Here is a 24,077-nt window from a genome sequence, read left to right on the forward strand (position 1 = left end):
TGGTTTCCTCCTTTTATCACACTCGTTTTGAGAAATAAAGGAAATTATACAAAATTAGAGTAGCATGTATACTAGAATCTGTCGAGTAACCCTCTGAATATTCACCAAATTTTACTTTTATTTTACTTAAAAACACAAATAAGTAAATAGATTGACATGGAAATTTCAGGATAATATAATAGCTGTATTCTGCTTGCAAAGGAAGGATATCGTTATGATTACTGGACATTCCAATATCAGAGAGAATCCGACAGTGAACGAGAACAGGACGAACTATCCCCGCAATTATACCATTCATCAGTTATTTCAAGAGCAGGCCCGCTTGCATCGCGATGCGATTGCGGTAACCTCAGATACCATTCAATATACGTACAAGGAAGTAGATCAGTATTCTAACCAAATGGCCGCATTTCTTCGTCAGAAGGGGGCAGACCGCAACAAAATAATTGGTATTATGCTAGAGAGATCCCCTGAAATGATAATTGCTTTAATAGCCGTTCTCAAATCAGGGGCTTCTTATTTACCAATTGATTCTGAAACACCTGAGGAACGAGTGACTTATATGCTCAAGGACAGTGGAGCATGTATGCTGCTGACATCTCAGATTGGGAGCAACTACAAAGAATGCACCGGCCTGGAAATTATTCACCCCAGGATTAAGGATTATCAGGACTTTTCGTCGGATGCACTGACGGACCTTAACCAGGCGGAAGATCCGGCTTACATTATCTATACATCGGGGTCAACGGGTTTGCCCAAAGGTGTGGTGATCTCTCATCGGGCTGCTATCCGTGTTGTACGTGATACCAATTACATCACAATTACGGAGCAGGACTGTATGCTTCAGATGTCCAATTATTCGTTTGATGCTTCGGTATTTGAAATATTTGGAGCCCTGCTGAATGGAGCCAGATTAGTCATCCTTCAGAAGGAAGAGGCACTTAACATGTCAGGCCTTGCCCAGTCTATTGAAAAAAACGGGATAACCGTTATGTTCATCACAACTGCTTTTTTTAATGCCATCGTGGAACGTGAGATTACCTGTTTGAAATCGGTTCGCAAAGTGCTTTTTGGTGGAGAAAGAGTTTCACTGACACATGTAAAAAAAGCGTTTGAATATATGGGGGAAAACAAGCTTATTCACGTTTATGGACCTACGGAAAGTACGGTTTTTGCGACGTATTATGCTGTAAACGGAATTGATGGGGAAGCGCTTACAATACCGATAGGTAGACCTATCGCCAATACCTCCGTTCTGGTGCTGGATCAGCATGATCATCCCGTCCCTGTCGGAACAGCCGGGGAATTATGCATATCCGGTGATGGACTGGCACTCGGTTATTTGAATAACGAGGAGCTCACGGAACAAAAATTCGTATCTCATCCTTTCCTTACTTCAGAGCGGATGTACCGCACGGGTGATTTGGTTCGCTGGACGCCTGAGCATACCCTTGAATTTTTGGATCGAATGGATCAGCAGGTGAAGCTTCGTGGCTTTCGGATCGAGCTTGGGGAAATAGAGACCCATTTATCTAGGCATGACGCGGTAGCAGAGGCATTTGTCATGATGCGAACAAACGATGCGGGCCATTCCTATCTGTGTGCATACATGGTGTTGACCGAGGAAACCTCGATTGAGGAGCTGCGTCTTTTCCTGGAGCAAAGAATACCGGAGTACATGGTACCAAGCTATTATGTCAAGTTGGAGCAGCTTCCACTGACTGCGAATGGCAAGATTAACAAGAGTGAATTACCCGAGCCAGATCAAAGTATCCATTCAGGCAGGGTATACGTTGCTCCGACAACGGAGTTGGAACAGCGTCTGTCCTTGATTTGGAAAGAAGTACTACAGATCGAGCAGTTGAGTATACATGACAGTTTTGCGCATCTGGGCGGTCATTCGCTTAATGCCATTGAAGTGATTGCACGGATTAATGAGGATTTAAATGCAAGTCTGCCATTAAACCAGCTTTTCCGTCTTGGAACGATACAAAATATAGCGAAATTTTTAGAAAATAACGATGAGGATAACACGGAGGCTTACTTCACGGATCAAGGTGATCCTGCCAATATGCTCGAACCATTCGGTCTCACGGGTATTCAGTTGGCTTATTTGATTGGACGTGACCCTGCGTTTGAGATGGGTGGAGCTGCAACCAATTTTACGGTCGAATTCGAGGCAGAGGCCGATATGGATTTGGTTAATGCAACCTTGCAGAAATTGATCAACAGGCATCCCATTTTACGAACAGTTGTGTATGAGAACGGGACACAGCAAATATTAAAAAAACCACCGTTATACACGGTAGAAGTGATAGACGTGTCAGAACGGGATACAGCATATCGTAGCTCGCGAATGGAAGCAGAGAGACAACGAATGATGGCAAAAGTTATTACTCCAAGCGAGTGGCCCTTATTTGAAATGAAAGCTTATCGGATGTCAGAGCGTCAATATTATTTTTATCTGAACCTGGACCCGCTCATATGTGATGACAGCAGCTTGAAGCTGCTCATCAAGGAATTCAAATGGCTCTATGCAAACGGGGATCAGGAGCTGCCGGAGCTTCAATATAATTTTAGGGACTATGTACAGGCCATGACACGTTTCAAACAGTCTGCACGTTATTTCAAGGATCAACAGTACTGGATGGACAAGCTGGAAGACTTCCCTGGTTCTCCGGCTTTGCCGCTCAAATGTGATCCCGCAGACATAAACGTGCCCCAATTCAGCAAGTTCTCGAATTTTATAACGGGTGAACATTGGAACAAGCTCAAACAGCAGGCAAGGCTGCATAACGTTACGCCAACCTCCATTTTGTGCGCAGCCTATGCTTATGTACTTGCACACTGGTCGAACCAGGAGAGATTTGGGGTTAACCTGACCGTATTTAACCGGATTCCGTTTCATGAAGATGTGAAGAGGATGGCGGGAGACTTTACAACACTAATGTTGCTGGATATTGATACACGGAATTCGATGAATTCGTTCTGGACCTTTACAGAGTCGGTGCAACATTCATTGCTGGATGCACTGGATCACAGACATTATGATGGCGTTGATTTTATAAGACAATTGGGCAAAAAACATGATATGCACAAAAGAGCGGTCATGCCAATTGTATTTACGAGTGTCTTAAATGAGAATGTGGAAGATTCATTTGACGCTTTGTTTAACTTCGACCAGATCAAGTATTTCAGTACAAGAACCTCACAGGTTTATATTGATAATCAGGTCTATGAAATCAATGGCGGCTTGTATATCACATGGGACTTTGTGGATCAATTGTTTGAAAAAGAAGTGATTGAATCCATGTTTCAGCAGTATCTGAACCTACTGAACCAAGTGATCTCTTCAACACAAGTTACCGAGCTTGAGTTAAGTCAAGCGAGCAGGCAGCTCATCGATCAGTATAACGATACGAGCAAGCCGTTGGCTCTGAAGCCTCTGCATGATCTGTTAACTGTAACAGCGATCAGATTCGGAGATCGGGTGGCGATTCAGCATCATGAACGTTCCATTTGTTACATAGAGTTGGAACGCAGATCGAATCAGATTGCCAAGTATTTGATCGATCACGGAGTACAGCGGGGCGATTATATTGGTGTGTATGGCAAGAGATGCATTGACACCATTGTGAATATATTCGGTGTGCTCAAAGCGGGAGCAGCGTATATTCCGCTTGATCCGGACTATCCGGAGGAACGCAAGCAATATATTCGCGAAAAGGCCAACTGTAAATTTTTCATCATGCCGGAGCTATACGAGACGGAATCGTTAGAAACCTACTCTGCGGAATTCATAAACAGCGGAGTGACGAATGATGATATGGCTTATGTAATTTTCACTTCTGGCAGCACAGGTAAGCCCAAGGGTGTGCAGATCAAGCATGGTGCAGCAGCCAATACGATCCTGGATATGAATGAACGGTTTAACGTAACCTCCAGTGATCGAATGATGGGCATATCTTCATTATGTTTTGACTTGTCCGTCTATGATATCTTCGGCGCAGTCAGCTGTGGGGCTTGTCTGGTTCTTATTGATGATCAGCGTGACATGTTTCAGCTCAAGAACGTGATGGAACAAGAAAAAATCACCATTTGGAATTCGGTTCCTGCTCTTATGGACATGTGTGTTGATCTGTATTCAGCGGGAGAGAAGAACAATGAACTTCGCCTGGTATTGCTTAGTGGTGACTGGATATCCCTGCGGCTTCCTCAGAAAATAGTAGATGTATTTCCTGAATCTGAGGTGGTCAGTTTGGGAGGAGCGACTGAAGCATCGATTTGGTCCATTTATTATCCAATCACGGCAGTGTCTGAGCAATGGAAAAGCATCCCTTATGGCAGACCACTAGCCAATCAACAGATTCATGTGCTGAACAGACAACTTCAACCCTGCCCTATAGATGTTGAGGGAGAGTTGTACATTGGTGGAAGTGGTGTAGCAAGCGGTTATCTGCATGACGAGGAAAAAACGAGACAGTCTTTCATCATCCATCCACAGTTGGGGTACATCTACAGGACAGGAGATTTTGGTGTCCTTCGATCCGAAGGGTATGTGGAGTTTCTGGGCAGAAAAGATAGCCAGGTCAAAATCAAAGGTTATCGGGTAGAACTTGGTGAAATTGAGAATGTTCTTCTGCAAGCTGATGACGTGCAAAAGGCGGCTGTTATTGATGTTGCTGACGAGAACGGAGTCAAGAGCCTCTTTGCCTTTGTTGTTGCAGATCAGAATGTGGACACACTGCCACTGAAAGTTCTTTTGCAAAGTAAATTGCCAAATTACATGGTTCCGTCCATGTTTCTGAATGTAGATGAAGTTCCGCTTACTGCCAATGGCAAGGTCAATAAAGCGGTACTGGAGCAAGTGGCAAGACAGCATCAACTCACTGTTCGTGAACAGGCTGAGGTGGATACAGAGCCTGTCAATTCCATTCAGGAACAGCTGCTTCAGATCTGGAGAGATGTATTTGGCTTGAAGCAGATTGGCATGAATGTAAGCTGTTTTGATCTGGGCGGAGATTCGCTGAAAATTATGGCGATTGTGGCTGAAGTGAAGAAGCGGCTTCATGTTGAAGTTCCGATTGGTGAAATGTTCCGAAATGATACGATATACAGCCTGGAACAGTATTTGGCTACAAAAGCACATGTGAAACCTGCTGTGATCATTGAGAAATTAAGTCGCCGTGACCGATATAGGGCTTCTGCTGCGCAGAAAAGCATGTATACCCTCTCGCTGCTTGAAAACAACAGGGGAGCCTACCACATTCCCATGGCGCTCTTTATGGAAGGAGAAGTACACTTCATACGGCTTGAAAGAGCGCTTCAAACCTTTATTGAAAGGCATGAAATACTGAGAACCGGATTTGAAGTGATAGAGGATGAGCTTGTCCAGACGGTCCATACAAACGTAGCCTTTACACTTGATTATGATGATCTGGGAGAGCTCGATACAGATGACCATGAACTCGTTCGTTTGACAAGCAGCCTGTGCAAACAGTCCACTCAAGCTTTTGACCTTCGCCAGCCTCCTTTAATGAGGGCAAAACTGGTGAGAATTGGCCATGGGCGTCATTTGTTCATTATAAATTTTCACCATATTGTGGCTGACGGTACGTCTCAAGGCATATTGATGAACGAATTGCTGGAGCTGTACAGTGGCTCGATTCTGCCAGACGTTGACGTGCATTATCTGGATTATACGGCATGGCAGGAACAGTACAGGCATTCGGATGAGATGGCGAAACAGGAGGCGTACTGGCTGGATGTCTATAGTAGTCCCCCGCCAACGCTTGAGCTTCCTTACGACTTTAAACGACCTGAGATTAATACGTATGAAGGAAACAACATTTATAGTCACTTGGGTGAAAGCCTGACCCGCGACATCAGGCAGCTTGCCAAGGACACCGGATCAACGTTGTACATGGTGATGCTTAGTGCCTATTTCCTTTTATTGCACCGATATACCCACGAGAAAGACCTGGTTGTGGGTGCGGCTGCCTCTGGCCGTCTGCATGAGCCGTTACAACATATGTTTGGAGTATTCGTGAACACCATTGCATTGCGAAACCAGATGAACGAATCGGATACTGTCAGACAGTTAATTGAGCAAATCAAACAAACAACCGTAGCAGCCTTTGAACATTCAGAGTATGCATTTGATGAATTGGTGCGAAAAATAGGTGCAGAACGTGAGATCAATCGTAATCCGTTGTTTGACACGATGTTCTCGCTGGAGAACGCTTCGCTGTTTACCCGTGAAAAAGAGGGTATGAAGGTGTCACCTGTCATGTTCAATTTGGATAATGCAAAATTTGATCTGACATTCAACATCCTTGAGTTTGAAAATGAAATCGTGCTTAACGTTGAGTACTCCACCGATTTGTTTGGTCAGGAAACCATTCAGCGCATGAGTGACAACTATATTGCCTTAGTAGGAAACATGATATCTGGTCTGGAACAACCGCTTAGCGAGATTGAAAGTCTGTCTCCGGGAGAAAGAGATCAGTTGATTCATACCTTTAATCCACCATCCATGGAGTATCCGTTGCATCAAACTGTGGATGAGCTCTTTGAACAGCAAGTGAGACGTACACCGGATCATGTTGCTCTGGTGATGGGCGAAAAACATGTAACCTATCGCGAGTTGAACCATCGGAGTGAACAGCTTGCTGAAGTACTGCGGAAAAAAGGAGTGCGTGATAACAACATCGTCGGGGTCCTCGCAGAGCGTTCAATCGATGCGGTGATCGGCATGCTGGCGGTTCTAAAAGCAGGCGGAGCATATTTGCCCATTGACCCGGCCTATCCGAATGAACGTATCCATTACATGCTTGAAGACAGTCAGACCCAATGGGTATTAACACCGAAGCAACGGTTTGAACATGTCCTTCAGGGAAAAGAAAGCTCTGTCGATCTCATTGATTTGCAGACTGAACTTGTACAAACGGATGAATTCCTGGTCTCCTCTTCCTTGCAACCAATACGGGGGCAAAGCAGGAATCTGGCTTATGTTATATACACATCGGGTTCCACAGGTCAGCCGAAGGGAGTGATGGTTTCACACCAATCGCTTGTTCATTTATGTGCATGGCACCATAAACGGTATCAGATCACTGATGCTGATCGCAGTGCCAGCTATGCAAGCTTGAGCTTTGATGCTTTTGTATGGGAATTGTTTCCATATCTGTTGGCAGGGGCTTCCGTACATCTTATTCAGGATGAAATCAGACTGGATGTGGTTCGTATCAATGACTACTTCCATCAGCATCAGATTAGCATTGCGTTCCTGCCTACAGCGATTTGCGAGCAGTTTATCCGGCAGGAGAACCGTTCCCTTCGAACATTGCTGACGGGGGGAGACAAGCTGAATTATTTTGAACCCCGGAACTATGAGGTTGTAAACAATTACGGTCCAACTGAAAATACAGTCGTCACCACAAGTTTTACCATAGATCGGATGTATGCCAATATCCCTATAGGTCAACCACTGCCGAATACTACCGTTCTCATTTTGAGTGGCAGTGACCAGCTTTCGCCCATAGGGGTTCCGGGAGAATTGTGCATAAGCGGAGCCGGACTTGCAAAAGGGTATTTGAACAGGCCCCAGTTAACGGCAGAGAAGTTTGTCCAACATCCGTTTAATCCCGAACAACGAATGTATAGAACCGGAGATTGGGTGCGTTGGCTGCCGGATGGCAATATTGAATATTTGGGTCGCATGGACGACCAGGTGAAAATACGGGGATTCCGAATTGAGCTTGGAGAAATTGAACATCTGCTGCTGCAGGACCCAAGGGTGTTAGAGGCGGCTGTTGTAGCGCATATGGACCCGGCAGACTCGACGTTTCTTTGTGGTTATGTTGTTTGTCATGAGGGGTATCCTGTGGGAGTTATCGATGAGATTAAAGAAGAATTGACTCGGCGCTTGCCTTCGTATATGGTGCCTGCCCATTTCGTGACGATGGATCGCTTGCCTTTAACAGCTAACGGTAAAGTGAACCGCAAAGCATTGCCGATTCCGACACCATCGGACAACCGGACGACCATCGCGTATGAACCACCAAGGAATCCGGTTGAAGTTGCACTGGTAACTCTTTGGCAGGACATTTTAAAGGTTGATAATTTGGGTGTCCATGACCGGTTCTTTGATATTGGCGGACACTCCCTGCTGGCAACGATACTAATCTCGAGATTACACAAGGAGATGCAGGTAGAAATGCCGCTGGTGCAAATTTTCCGTACACCTACAATCCGTGGCATGGCCCAATATATTTTGGATCATAAAAAAAGCAAATATACATCGATTCCCCATGCACCATTGCAGTCCTTGTATCATTTATCAGCAGCGCAGCAAAGAATTTATATTTTGAGCAATCTGGATCCAACGGGTACGGCCTATAACATGCCTCTTGCCATGAAATTAAAGGGGAGCATAAATAAAAAACAATTGAATGAGGCGTTCTCCTGCCTGATTGCAAGACATGAATCGCTTCGAACTTCATTTGTCATGAATCAGGGTAAGCCTGCTCAAAAAATTATGCAAAGTGTAGATTTTGAAGTTCAGTACAGTTCCCTCCGTGAAGAAGGGGAATCCCCTGTTCTATCCGAGTGGGTACAACCTTTTTCATTGGAACAGGCACCGCTGATGCGGGCTGAACTTGTGCAAACCAAAGCAGACGAACATATCCTTTTGTTTGACATGCATCATATGATTTCAGATGGAATTTCCATCGGAATTCTATTGCATGAACTGGCCGAGCTCTACAATGGCAAAAAAATGCCACCTGTAGCTGTACAGTACAAGGATTATTCACTGTGGGCACATGAGCGTCAATCAAGCAGTGACTCGATCCGGCATGAAAAATATTGGGCAGATGTGCTGAAGGAAGAGGTTCCGGTTCTCGACCTGCCTTTGGATTTTGCACGGCCAAAGACCAAGTCGTTTAATGGTGATCAGATTCGTTTGCATCTGGACGAAACATTGACGGCTGCGCTGGAGCAGCTGGCCAACGATCAGGGAGCCACCATGTATATGCTGTTTGTCTCTGCATTTACAACACTGCTCTCCAGATATACCGGACAGGAAGATATCCTGATTGGTACGCCGGTATCAGGCCGAAATCATGATGATCTCAACCGTGTTATCGGCATGTTTGTCAACACGATTGTTCTCAGAAATGCACCACGGGGCCATTATACCTTCCGCCAATATCTGGAGCAGGTGAAGGAGAACACACTCCAGGCCTATGAGCATCAGGAATATCCATTTGAACGTTTGGTTGAACAGGTTGATGTGAAGCGTGATCCTTCACGTAATCCATTGTTTGACGTCATGCTTGTTCAGAATACAGATCGGCTACAGCTTCAGATGAACGATGTGGAGGCCATATTGCTTGAAGATGGCATCCAACGTTCCAAATTTGATATGACGGCCAGGATGAACAAAACCAACCTGAGCTGGAATCTCGAACTGGAATATAACACGGATGTGTTCCGAGCGGAGCGTATTCAGCGCTTTGCTGAACATTTTGTCGAGATATTGAGACAGGTCGCTGCTGGTCCAGAAGTGCGACTGGATCAATTGGATATTCTGACGCAACCAGAGAAAACCGTTCTGACAGGGTTCAACCCGCCGAGACAGGCCTATGAACGGGACAAAACACTGGTCCAGATGTTTATGGAGCAGGTTGAACGCAATCCGGACAACATCGCTTTAGTTTTTGAGAATGAACAGCTGACCTACGGCATGTTGAATGAGAGGGCGAATGTCCTGGCTTGCGAGTTACGTAAGGAAGGAGCAGGACCAAATCACATTGTAGCTGTGATGGTGGAGCGCTCCATAAATATGATCGTTGCGATTGTAGGTGTGCTCAAATCAGGTGCGGCTTACATGCCGATTGATCCTGAACTTCCTACTGAGCGCAAGCGTTATATGCTGACTGACAGTGGTGCGCGTTTATTATGTACAGCAGATCATTCCATGGTGGATGACCTTGCGTTTGAAGGTACAGTTATTTTATTGGATGCATTGGATCGTTCAGGGGTACGTGAACCAGTACGTGAACCGGACATGATCAACCATTCCAGCGATGCGGCCTATGTCATATATACATCGGGTTCTACAGGCAGACCCAAAGGAGTCGTTGTTGAACATTACAATGTTCACAATCTGGTGGACGGATTGGTGGAGGCGGTATATCAGCACTATGAGACCCCTTTGAATATTGCATTGATTGCTCCATATATCTTTGATGCATCCGTAAAGCAGATTTTTGCTGCTTTGCTGCTCGGACATGCACTGCATATCGTGCCTAAGAGCACAGTCTGGGAAGCAGATCTTTTGCTGAATTATTATGCTCATCATCATATTCATGTGTCCGATGGTACGCCTGCTCATCTGAAATTGCTCACCCTGGCCTCGGCCGGATGCAAACAGCAATATGAACTGCAAGAGCTGATTATCGGTGGGGACGTGCTGACCTTTGACCTTCTCGATGAAGTATATACCACGCTCCCTGGAATGAGAGCAAACGTTACAAACGTATATGGACCGACGGAATGCACGGTGGACGCGGCTTGGAACAGAATCATGTATGGTACAGGCGAGCGATCAGGAACGATTCCGATCGGCAGACCGATCCGAAATACAAGCATTCTGATTATGGATCGTTACAATCGTCCTCAGCCGGTTGGTGTACCTGGTGAGCTGTGTATTTCTGGTGAAGGTGTCGCACGCGGTTACTTGAATCAAGCAGACCTTACAGCAGAGAAGTTTGTGGATTCGCCTGTAGACAACGATCGGAAAATGTATCGTACAGGCGATACTGCCAAATGGCTGCCGGATGGAACCATTGAATTTGTTGGCAGACAGGATGATCAGGTCAAAATCCGTGGTTATCGAATTGAACTGGGGGAAGTGGAGTACCAGTTAACCCGCCTAGAGGTAATTCAGGAGGCATTTGTTAACGCAGGTCAGGATGACAGTGGTAATGATTATCTCTGTGCGTATATTGTAATTGCTGATCCGGGGCTCTCCATTATGGACGTTCGTGAGAGACTTGAGTTACAGGTTCCTTCATATATGATACCAGCTCATTTTGTTAAAATGGATCACTTGCCAAGAACGGTAAGCGGAAAAGTCGATCGCTCTCGACTTCCTGAACCGGGCAACCGCATACTGGATGACGCGAAGTATGAACCACCAAGGAATGACAAAGAGCAAAAGCTTGTTCAGATATGGGAGAACATCTTGAATCTGGATTGCATTGGGATTCATCACAACTTTTTTGTCATGGGTGGGGATTCGATCAAGGCGCTTCAGACGATTTCAGGATTGTCCAAACTGGGTTTAAAAGTAGAGATGAAGGATCTCTTTGCCAACCCGACCATCCGGCAGCTTAGTCCATATGTTAAGCAGTCCCAGACCCTAACTACTGGGAATGCTGAGGTGACAGGCGAGGTTTTCCTAACGCCCATTCAGCAGCGTTTTTTTGCAAGAAACGATACGGATCACAACCATTACAATCAGGCTTTTATGTTATTCAGGCAGGAAGGATTCGATCAGAACGCCATTCGGCTTAGTTTCGATAAAATGATGGAGCATCATGACGGGTTAAGAATGGTTTATGGCTACAACTCCTCTGGAGAAATCACTCAGACCATCCGGAACTATAGAAGCGGGCTGTTTGAATTCGATGTTGTGGATGTCAGAGGTGTAGCACAACCAGAGGCATTCATTGAAGAGCAGGCATCGTTGTTGCATAAGAAAATGCGGATTCACGAGGGACAGCTCGTTAAACTCCGGCTCTTCCGGCTCGATGAGGGCGAACACCTGTTAATCACCATTCATCATTTGGTCATGGATGGTGTGTCCTGGAGAATTTTGCTCGAAGATTTTGAGTGGTTATACATGCAAGCGGTTGAACAAAAGCCGCTTAATGTGGGACCCAAAACCGTCTCTTACCAGCAATTTGCTGCTGCATTAAAGTCGTATTCCAAACATCACCTTTTGCAAAAGGAGCAGACGTTCTGGAAAAACGTGTCCAGTGTGTATACGCCTTTCCTGGATTCTCAGCGCCAAACAACGAATACAGTTCATGACCATGGTCATAGCGCTACCCTTGTATCTGAGCTTGATCGTGAACAAACCGGCTGGCTTCTTCAACAGACAAACAGAGCCTACCAAACGGAGATTAATGACATTCTGTTGACTGCACTTATGCTAAGTGTAACCGAAATAACCGGTCAACCCCAGTTCAAAATCATGCTGGAGGGGCATGGCCGACAAGCCCTTGGAACCGAGCTGGATGTCAGCAGAACGGTCGGATGGTTTACATCCGTATACCCGGTAGTATTTGACCTGTGTCAAGAGCTGGAGTTGCCTAAGGCAATTAAAACAGTCAAGGAAACACTGAGAGCTATCCCCAATAAAGGCATCGGATACGGAATTCTCAAGTATATGGCTGATCCGCATTGTTTTGCAGATGAAAAGGAAGCTTCTATTTTGTTCAATTATATGGGTGAACTGGACAGCAGTTTGGAACGGAACTTGTTCAGTTCGTCTCATATCCCGGTAGGACAAACGGTGGGTGGGAAGCTCATCAGAGCGCATGATTTTGAAATAAATGCAGTTGTAATGGATGGAAAGTTCACCGTTCATACGACATACAGTGATGGAGCATATGAAGCTGAGGTTGCTGAACAGCTTAATCGGTTGTTCATTTACAACTTGCATCAAATCGTTCAACACTGCCGGAACAAGCAGGGCACAGAGAGAACCCCGTCCGATTATGGGAAGCACCCTGTATCCATAGCGGAGTTGGAGGCTATACAAAATAGGGTTGATCCACTTGTGATCAGCAAAATTTATCCGTTGACCCTTATGCAATCCGGCATGTTGTACCATTCACTGGAGCAAGAAACATCACACGCCTATTTTGAGCAGGTATTTGTGGATTTAAAGGGTAACGTTGATGTGGAGATATTGAAATACAGCTTTGGACGGGTGATACAGCGCCACGAAGGGCTTCGTTCCATATTTGAATATCAATTTGTGCAGCAACCACGCCAGCTTATTATTGACCAGCAACAGGTTGAATGGTTGATGCTGGATTGGACCGGTAAGAGCCAGTATGAACAGCTTCAGCGGATGGAGCAGTTCATGACTGATGATCAGGAAAGAGGGTTTGATCTCAGCCGGGAGTTATTAATCAGATTTTGTCTGATCTCCAGAGGGGCGGATGCGTTCACACTGGTCATCAGTCATCATCATATTTTGCTGGACGGCTGGTGTCTGGACATCCTGATTCGTGAAATGTTTGAGATTTATGCCAGTCAGCAGACTGGGCAGCCTGAAATGTTGGAAGAAACCAGGCCGCTGGGGGACTACCTCGACTGGCTTGATCAACAGAACAAGGAGGAAGCACTGGCTTATTGGAAACAGTATCTTCAGGGCTACTATGAACGAGTCTCTTTGCCCAAAACAGGGGCTAACCTGGATACAGCAGCGCCAACGTTGCGGGAGCAGGACATTCAATTCCCGCGTGAACTCACAAGTCGGCTGAAACAGTTCGCTGTGAACAATCAGGTTACATTTAATGCGTTGATTCAGGCGATATGGGGCATGGTTTTGTGCAGATACAGTGGTACAGAAGATGTTATATACGGCACAGTCATTTCCGGGCGAGACGCTGACGTTGAAGGAATAGAGAACATGGTGGGGCTGTTTATTAATACCATTCCTACCCGGGTGAAGCTTGAACCGGAAGAGCTTTTTGCCGATGCTCTCCGCAGGGTTCAACAGGAAGGGATGGAAGGTCAAAAGTATGGCTATGTACACCTGGCAGAAATACAGGATCAAAGTGAATTAAAAGCCGATTTGCTTGACCATGTACTGGTGTTCCAAAATTTTGGGAATGAACAGTCTGCGGGCCTTGCGGCGGAACAAGGGACAGGAATCACGCTGGAGCGCGTTTATGGCAATGAGCACACACACTATGATTTGAGTGTGACTGCTGTTCTGGACGATACATTCAGACTTAAATGGTCTTATAACAGTAACGTACTGGATTCAGAGCTGATGAATGGTCTGGGTGATCATGTTCTCTATGTGGCGGAGCAAATTAGTGCAAACCAGAATATTCGTGTAAGAGAAATTGCTCTTATCGGCGAGCAGGCCCGCCATAAGATGGAGTTGTTATCCCATGGCCCGATGACACCATTTCCAAAAGAAAAGACATTATCTCAGCTATTCGACGAACAGGCAGCGAGAACTCCGAATGCAGTTGCACTCGTAATGCAAGAAAAACAGTTCACCTACCTGGAGCTGCAGGAGAAATCAAATCAGATGTCGGAACGTTTGCGCATGCAAGGCATTCAAAATTCATCCATCGTGGGACTGATGGTACAACGCTCTTGCGAGATGATTATAAGTATTCTAGGAATTCTCAAAGCCGGAGCAGCCTATTTACCGATCGATCCGGAATGGCCAAGAGCGCGAATTGCGCACATGCTGCATGACAGTGGTGCCGCCTTGCTGCTTACGGAAAAACAATGGATGGAGGATTTCACAGACATCATTGAAGTTATGAATGTACGTACGGATGTTGAAGATACCATCCGATTAGAGAGCATAGGTATGAAGGAGTCAGCACCAACCTTGGCATCCGAGGATAAGGCCGGAGACGATCTGGCTTATATTATCTACACCTCGGGCTCTACGGGGAAACCAAAAGGTGTAATGATCTCCCATGCCAATGCCATTCGGGTAGTGAAAAATACAAATTATATTCAGATCTCTGCCTCCGATTCGATATTGCAGCTTTCAAATTATGCCTTTGATGGCTCTATATTTGACATCTTTGGAGCGCTGTTAAACGGCGCGAGGCTGATCATGATTGAACAGGAGACCCTACTGGATATCAACCAATTGTCTAAAGTGATGACAGAGGAGAAAATTACGGTCTGTTTCATGACGACTGCCTTGTTCAACCTGCTGGTTGATCGAGCGCCTCATTGTTTGCTGGGACTTCGAAAACTCCTATTTGGAGGGGAGCGGGCTTCGGTCTCCCATGCCCGAAAAGCTCTTTCTCATATGGGTGCAGATAAACTGATTCACGTATATGGTCCTACGGAAAGTACGGTGTTTGCAACAAGTTACCCTGTACAAGCCATAGGTGACAATGATGGAAGCCTTCCGATTGGCAAGCCCATTGCGAATACATCTGCATGGATTCTGGATGACAATCAACAGTTTGTTCCAAATGGAGTACCTGGAGAGCTTTATCTATCAGGTGATGGATTAAGTCTCGGTTATCTGAACAATGAGGAGCTGACCGAAGCCAAATTTGTCAACAATCCATATCAGCTCCATGGACGAATGTACCGTACTGGTGATCGGGTGCGCCGCCTGTCTGACGGAACGATTGAATTTCTGGAGCGAATGGATCATCAAGTGAAGCTGAGAGGTTATCGGATCGAGCTTGGGGAGATTGAACAGGTACTGATTTCGCATGAGCATGTCCGTGAAGCCACGGTTGTAGCTGTCAAAGATTCGGGTGGACAGGATACATTGTGTGCTTACCTTACCGTCCTGAAGGAAGTCAATCGGGTGGATATGCAATCCTATATGGAAGCCCGTTTGCCAGGCTATATGGTCCCTTCCTATTTTATGGTATTGGAGCAGCTCCCACTTACGCCAAACGGGAAAATAGACCGCCATGCGTTGCCTCGCCCTGAGATCGCAGTCAAATCAGAGACAACGTATGAGGCGCCTTCCAATTATGTGGAGGAACAGCTAGTAAACATATGGGAAGAAGTGCTGAATGTGAAGTCGATTGGCACCACCCACCATTTCTTTGAATGCGGCGGGAATTCCCTGAAAGTGATGCATGCAGTTCAGTTGACTAACCGAAAGTTGCAAATGGAATTAAAAATCAGTCAATTTTTTGAGTATCCAACGATTAAACAACAGGCCTCTCATATATTGGGCGGTAGCACAGCTGGCCCTGATGTGAATGAATATGTGGAAGAAGAGATTTAGCAGTTCGTTCTTTATGTACAATAAATGAGTCAATGATCCGTGAGAGACTGCATCGCAGATAGCCCCTTCATTAGATGCGGTGTAGAGGTGCAGTTTCTCCCGGAATTCCACGTCTTAGGCGTCATACTGAAAGGAATGGTGAATTCCTATGAACATAGCGGAGTTTATGAATCATTTACAGAAGAAGAACGTGAAATTGTACCATCAAGACGGGAAAATCAAAATGATCGGACCACGTGATGAAATCAATGCTGATCTTAAATCACAAATTAAAGAACACAAACAGGCACTTATTCAGTTTCTGATCCACCAGGAAGAAGTATGGAATGCGCCTATTCCAAAGGCCCAAGAGTCGACCAACGAGATGTACCCCTTGTCCAGGGCTCAGAAAAGAATGTATATTCTGCATCAAATGGACGATCAGGGAATTGCATATAACATTCCAATGGCGGTGAAGCTGACGGGTCCTCTCGAACTGGATTTACTTGAGGAAGCGATTGGGCGTGTGATCGAGAGGCATGAAGCGCTTCGAACGTCATTTGTCGATGATCAGGGAGAGCCTGCTCAGAAGATTCGCCCTCAAATTCGGTTTAAGCTTGATTTCAGCGAACGGAATGAATCAGATCTTTTTGTCAAGATCAAACAATTTATTCGACCTTTTGATCTGAAGCAGGCCCCGTTGCTGCGCGCTGAACTGGTCCGCTTGGATCAAGACCAGCATGTGCTGCTCATGGATATGCATCATATTGTATCCGATGGGATGTCCTTTGCGTTGTTTCTGAATGAACTGGCTGAACTGTACAGTGGAAAAGCGTTGACACCTGCTGCCATCCAGTACAAGGACTATGTGGCATGGGAGAAAGCCAAAGAACGTTCAGGCGCTCAGCAAAAGCAGGAAACATACTGGCTGGATACGCTGAGTGGGGAACTGCCACAACTTCAAATGCCTTTGGATTATGCGCGTCCGCCAGAGCAAAATGTTGCCGGTCAACGAATAGTTACCGAATTGGATCAGGAACTGACGAGAAATTTGCAGCGTCTTGCTGATGAGCATGACGTAACGATGTACATGCTGCTTCTCTCAGCCTATACCGTCCTTTTATCCAAATACACTGGACAGAAGGACATTATCGTGGGTACGCCGATCGCAGGCAGATCGCATGATCACCTCAAATCAGTAATCGGTTTGTTCACCAATACGATAGCAACACGACATAAGATTGAGCCAGATCAGACATTCGACGCGTTTTTGAATCAGGTGAGAAGGCATACCTTATCCGCATATGAGAATCAGGATTATCCTTTTGATGAATTGATCGAAAAGCTGAATTTACCTATAGATCGAAGCAGACACACGCTTTTTGATACGATGTTTGATTTGCAGCATGCCGAGGATTATGTGTTCCAACTGGGTCAGCTTCAAGCGGAAATGTGTGAATTCGATCTCCCGGTCTCCAAATTTGATCTCAGTCTCAGCGTAATTCATTACGGCAGTCACATGAAACTGGATCTGCAATATGCCTCCAAATTGTTTGCCCAAAATAGCATGGAACGTTTTTTAAGCCACTTGGTGAATGTGTTGAATGAGATTGTGTTAAACGCCGGGCAAAAGGTAAGTCAGCTTCGCATGTTGTCCAGGCAGGAAGAAGAGCAGGTGCTCTATCAGTTTAACAGCAAGCGGGTGGATTCGTATCAGGGCACATTAAATGATTGGTTTGAAGAACGCGCTGCACATGCACCTGAACGGATTGCAGTAGTCCACGGAAATAGATCCATGTCTTATGAGCAGCTTAATGAACGAGTAAACAAGCTGGCACGCCTGCTGCGAATGAAAGGGGTAAAGCCTAATTCAATTGTAGGTGTTATGGTGGAGCGATCCTTGGATATGATTGTTGGGATACTTGCAGTTCTTAAAGCGGGTGCTGCATACTTGCCCATTGATCCTGAACTGCCTGATGACCGGATATTGTATATGCTCAGGGATAGTGAGGCCGTGTTGCTCTTGAATGGATGTCCTTTGAGAGGCAAAATCCGCATCACATCCGAACTGGCGATGGAAGACCCGGAGATTGAACGTATGGAATCAAGCAATCCAGAACGAGTTAATCACCAAGGAGATTTGGCCTATGTGATCTATACTTCCGGTTCAACAGGTACACCTAAAGGGGTCATGACCACTCACGGAAATGTATTGAACTATATCTCTGCTTTTTTGGACAGAGTACCGCTAACAGAGGAAGATGCGGTTCTTCAGGTGGTGTCCTTTTCGTTCGACGCGTTCACTGAAGAAGTATTTCCGTTGCTGGCTGTATCCGGGCGCATTGTCCTGAGCGACAAGTTAAACGAAACGCATGTGGATGACCTGGTTATGCAGATTGAAAAAGAGAACATCACTGTCTTAAGCTGTTCCCCACTTCTTCTAAACGAGTTGGACAAAAACAGGCATCTGCGTCCGCATGCCAACATGAAATTTATTAGTGGCGGGGACGTCCTGAAATATGAATATGTCCGAAATATGGTCCGTTCAGCTCAGGTGTACAATTCATATGGACCTACCGAAGCAACGGTATGTGCTACATATTATCGTGTGATGCCACAGGACCAGGGAAGAGTATCCATTCCCATAGGTAGTCCTCTTGGAAATGTTGACGTGTTTATACTTGATGAATATCAACAGCCTGTTCCGATTGGTGTAGCAGGGGAGTTATATATCGGAGGGGCAGGGGTTGCCAAGGGATATCTCCATCTTGCCGAGCTTACGCAATCCCGTTTTATCGATCATCTGCTCGTATCGGGGAACACAATGTATCGCACCGGAGATATGGGAAGATGGCTTCCGGATGGCACTATCGAGTTTCTTGGAAGAAATGATGAACAGATTAAAATCAGAGGCTATCGCGTTGAAATTCGGGAAGTCGAGCATCATTTGGCAGCTCATCCTGATGTAAGCGATGCTGTGGTTACAGATCAAAAGGACCCACAGGGTCAGCTTTGCCTTTGTGCATATATTGTCTGGAATTCGCCAGATCATGGACATGGCTTCGATGAACTGAAAACACATGCGAGAGAGCGATTGCCGGCTTACATGATTCCTTCATGGTTTATGAGTCTGGAGAAAATTCCGCGCACCCTCAATGGCAAAGCAGACCTTAATGTTTTGCCTAAACCCAATATGGAAAGCACGGCTCATACGACGTATGCGGCCCCAAGCAATGAGCTGGAATGTATACTGGCATCCATATGGGAAGAGGTATTGGATCTTCGGCCGATTGGGGTAGATCATCATTTTTTTGAACTGGGTGGTCAGTCTTTGAGGGCATTTGCCATGATGTCAGCCATTCAGAGAAAGCTGGATATTCGGATTACACTCAAGGATATTTTTAACATGCCTACAATCAGGGAGCTGGCTGCATGGCTTCAAACTGTGGAGACACAGCACACCTTCCAAATCCAGAAGGCAACCCATAAGCCGCATTATCCATTGTCCGCAGCACAGCGAAGACTTTACATTCTGGATCGGGTGCAGCAAACGGGTTTGATGTATAACATGCCTCTTATTATCCGTTTGTCAAAAGAAGCTGAACAGCAGCGCATGGAGCAGACATTGCTTGAAATCATTCGTAGACATGAAGGGCTGAGAACTTCTTTTACGGAAATGGATGACGGGCCTGTTCAGCGTATTCATGCCCAAGTAAACTTCAATCTTCTTGTGGGGAACGGCTTGGAACAGGATCTGGATTCGTTCATACATTCGTTTATCCAACCCTTTGATCTGGAGAAGGCCCCTTTGTTCAGAGCTGCATTATGGCGAACGGAAATCTCCCAATATCTGTGTCTGGATATGCATCATTTGATTTCAGACGCGGTGTCCATGGATATCCTGATCCAGGAAATAGGGCAAATCTATGAACATAAACGATTGGCACCATTAACCCTTCAATATAAAGATTATGCTGAATGGTCTCTGGCCCCGGAACAACAGGAACAAAGGCAAGAGCACCAGCAATACTGGACAGATGTGCTTAAAGGTGAATTGCCCGTGTTAAATTTGCCACTCGATTTCTCCCGACCTGCGATTCAGAGTCATGAAGGGAACCGGCTTCAATTTGCAGTTGATTCGCAACTGACACAAAGGCTTCGTTTGCTGGCTGCCGAAAACGGTGTAACGCTGTTTGTTTTGCTGTTAACCGCATATACGATACTTCTTGCCCGGTACACTTCCCAGGATGACATCATTATAGGTACTACGGTGGCAGGACGAGAGCATCCGGAATTGGAAGATATGGTGGGTATGTTTGTCAATACGCTTGCATTACGCTTTTATCCCGAACCCGATATGACGGTGCAGCAGTTGCTTCATCATATTAAGGATACTACGCTTGACGGCTTTTCCCATCAGGACTATCCGTTTGATGAACTGGTCAGCCAACTTGAAGTGAAGAGGGATGCAAGCCGGAGCCCGCTGTTTGATACCCTGTTCACCCTTCAGGCTGAAAAGACAATCGTAATGGACGCTAATGGTTTGCTGGCTGAATATTATCCGTTCAGTCATCCCACAGCCAAGTTCGATCTAAGCGTAACTGCTTTGGAGACCGCGGATGGTATAGAGATGTTTTACGGGTACGCCTCCAGGCTGTTCAAACAAGATACCATGGAGAGATTGGCTGGACATTATAATGAAATTTTGAAAGATATTGTAAATGGTACTCAATGCACCATTGGTGAGATCAATCTGGTGACGGAAAAGGAAAGGCAGCTGCTGCTGCATCAGTTTAACAACAATGCTAGGGATTATGCTAATCGAAAACCCGTTCCGGAACAGATTGCAGATCATGGAATTCATTTTCCCAATAAAGTAGCTGTTGTATATGATGGGCAGAAACTGACCTATAGCGAGCTGAATGAACGGGCTGCGGATGTTGCGGAAGCTCTGCAGGAACTTGGAGTCCATAAGCAAATGCCTGTAGGCATTATGATGGATCGTTCCTTGGAAATGATGGTCGGTTTACTCGGTATTCTCAAAGCGGGTGGAGCCTATATGCCTTTGGATCCGGCGTTTCCCGAGGATCGCATTCGCTACATGCTCGAAGATAGCGGTGCCAGTGTGGTTGTAACTCAAGAGCATTTGTTGTCCCAAGTGAAAAAATACAGTCATTCCATTAAAACTCTGGTGCTTGACAGTTCTTGGTCACCATTACAGAGCATTGAGGAGAAGGGCGACCGCCAGGCGCGGAATGGTGTGTCACAAATAAAGCATGATGACCATGATTTGGCCTATATCATCTATACCTCAGGCTCAACCGGATTGCCCAAAGGTGTATTGATTGAGCATGGATCATTCGCCAATTTCTGTTATGGCTTCATTGAAGCTCAGCAGATCACGGAACGAGATCGTGCAGCTAATTATTTGCAAATTACATTTGATGGGTCTATTATCGATATTTTTCCTGCATTGGTGGTGGGGGCCGAGCTGCATATCATCCCATCTCAGTTGCGTCTGGATATGTCACAGCTAAATGCATATATGAATGCACACTCCATTACATTGATCACGTTGCCGCCTAAGGTGTGTGAAGTTTTTATCCATCAGCCCAATACCTCATTGCGTTTGCTGATCGCAGGAGGAGAACAGTTGAAACTTTCTTTTCTCCCTGACTATCCGCTGATCAATGCATATGGACCTACCGAAAACACGGTTGCTACCACCTACCAACGGGTAGACCAGGTTCAAGGCAATATTCCGATTGGCAAGCCGCTCCCCAACATATGGACGTATGTGATGAATAGTGATCATCAATTATGTCCGGTTGGTGTAACAGGAGAATTATACATTGCTGGCAACAGTGTAGCCCGGGGCTACCTTAATAACCCAGAACTGACAGCCGAGAAATTTGTGGACAACCCGCATGAACCTGGCGGCAAAATGTACCGGACAGGTGATCTGGTGCGCTGGCTGCCTGATGGCAGTTTGCAATTTATGGGGCGTACCGATCAACAGGTGAAAATTCGTGGTTACCGGATTGAGCTTGGCGAAATCGAGCAGCAACTGCTGAAACACCCGGCCATCCGGGAAGCAGCGGTTCTAGCCCACCAGGACCCGCAGGGAAATGGAGCGTTATGCGCCTATGTTGTGACCGAAGGCGAAACAGTGTGGACAGCCGCTACCGTTCGGGACTGGCTGGAAGCGGAATTGCCGGATTATATGATCCCGGCATATGTCGTGCAGCTGGAGCAGCTGCCGCTAACGTCCCATGGCAAGCTGGACCGCAAGGCATTGCCGGAGCCGGACCACCATCTGCCTGCCGGACCGGAGACGGAAGCACCGCGCAGCGAGGTGGAGCGCATACTGGTGGACGTTTGGCGTGATGTACTGAACATGGAGGAGCTGGGCATCAATCACCAGTTCTTTGTCTCCGGGGGAGACTCCATCAAGGCACTCCAGATCGGATCACGTCTGGCTCGGGCGGGACTGCGGATGGAGGTCCGGGATTTGTTTGCCTATCCGAAGATCCGGGATCTTTCCCCATATGTGAAATGGGATCAGCGTGAGCGTCGGAGCCAGGAGCCTGTGGAAGGGGAAGTGCAGCTGACCCCGATTCAGCAGTGGTTTTTTGCGAACAATACAGCGGAACGAAGCCACTTCACCCAGTCCTTTATGCTGCACCGGGCGGCCGGATTCAAGCCGGACGTGCTGGAACAGGTGCTGGACCGATTGCTGGAGCATCATGATGCGCTGCGGATGAGGTATGAGGTGCAAGCGGATGGCAGCATTCGCCAAATCAACCGTCCAGCGCACACGGGCGAGCGGATGTATACCCTGCACCGGTTTGATATCCGGGGCTGGGATGAACCGGAGCGTCAGGTCTATGAGGCGGCTACCCGGGTGCAGCAGGCATGCAATCTGGAAGAGGGCAAGCTGGTGCAGGTCGGATGGTTTGAAGCCGAAGATGGTGACCATCTGCTGCTGGCGATTCATCATCTGGTCGTGGACGGGGTATCCTGGCGAATCCTGCTGGAGGACATGGAAGTGCTGTATCAGCAGGCGGAGCGGGGAGAAGAGCTGGATGCGGGCGAGAAGACCGACTCTTACAAGCGTTTCGCAGAAGCCTTGCAGGATTACGCGAACAGTCCGGGGGCCGCGAAGGAGCGAGCCTACTGGAGCAGGCTTGCGGCGGAGGGGGCTGGACTGAACCTGGGAGAGCGGAAAGAAACGGCAGGGCCGGATCGATTTGCGGACAGCCATACCCTGCAAAGTACGTTGAGTGCGGAAGTAACCCAGCAGTTGCTGCGAGAGAGCAACCGGGCCTACCAGACGGAGATTAATGATCTGTTACTCAGTGCGCTGTACCTTGCAGTGCGGAAGCTAACGGGTGAGCTGAAGCTGAAAGTGAACCTGGAAGGCCATGGACGGGAGGATGTGCTGGAAGGTATCGATGTCAGTCGCACCGTGGGCTGGTTTACGACCCTGTACCCGGTTCTGTTGGAGGGAGAAGCGGAGGACGAACTTTCGACCACCATCAAACGAGTGAAAGAAGGATTGCGCAAGGTACCTCATAAGGGCTTCAGCTATGGAGCGCTGAAATATGTGGCCCGGATGCCGGAGTTACAGGCGGAGAAGAAGGCTCCAATTCTGTTTAACTATTTGGGGGAGATCGGAGCATCTGCACAATCCGGGTGGGTTCATGCTTCGCATTTTAAACCAGGAGAAAGCATGGGCGATCATATTGCCCGCACTAATCCGATTGAGCTGAATGCATCCATCTATAACGGAAGCCTGACCCTTAGCACAACCTATACCAAGGCTGCGTTTTCAGAAGAAATGATTCTTAATTTAAACCAAAATTATATCGAGGCGCTTGAACAGGTGGTTCAGCACTGTGTCAACAAAGAACATGCAGAGAAGACATCTTCCGACTATGGATTTAGTGATTTGTCATTAGAGGATCTTGAAGATTTATTAAGCGAGTATGAGCTGATTGAGGATTAATATCTGTCTATTCCATCGCATTATAACCCAGCTTAGGTACGATCCAAT

Annotated in this window: 2 protein-coding genes; both read left to right on the forward strand. The window is 46.6% G+C overall.

Annotation, left to right across the window (positions count from 1 at the left end):
- Nucleotides 1–214: 214 nt before the first annotated feature.
- Nucleotides 215–16,042 (forward strand): non-ribosomal peptide synthetase, encoded by a 15,828-nt coding sequence (locus PPA03S_RS00020; RefSeq protein ID WP_062318729.1) that lies wholly within the window; start codon nt 215–217, stop codon nt 16,040–16,042.
- Between the two features lie 166 nt (nt 16,043–16,208).
- Nucleotides 16,209–24,029, forward strand: coding sequence for a non-ribosomal peptide synthetase (locus PPA03S_RS00025; RefSeq protein ID WP_167665953.1), 7,821 nt, complete (start codon nt 16,209–16,211; stop codon nt 24,027–24,029).
- The last annotated feature ends 48 nt before the right edge of the window (nt 24,030–24,077 follow it).

This window comes from Paenibacillus pabuli NBRC 13638 (assembly GCF_001514495.1).
In the GTDB taxonomy this organism is placed as follows: domain Bacteria; phylum Bacillota; class Bacilli; order Paenibacillales; family Paenibacillaceae; genus Paenibacillus; species Paenibacillus pabuli.

Coding starts and splice junctions, on each gene's coding strand:
- PPA03S_RS00020 (WP_062318729.1), top strand. CDS start 215: ATGATTACTGGACATTCCAATATCAGAGAGAATCCGACAGTGAACGAG.
- PPA03S_RS00025 (WP_167665953.1), top strand. CDS start 16,209: ATGAATCATTTACAGAAGAAGAACGTGAAATTGTACCATCAAGACGGG.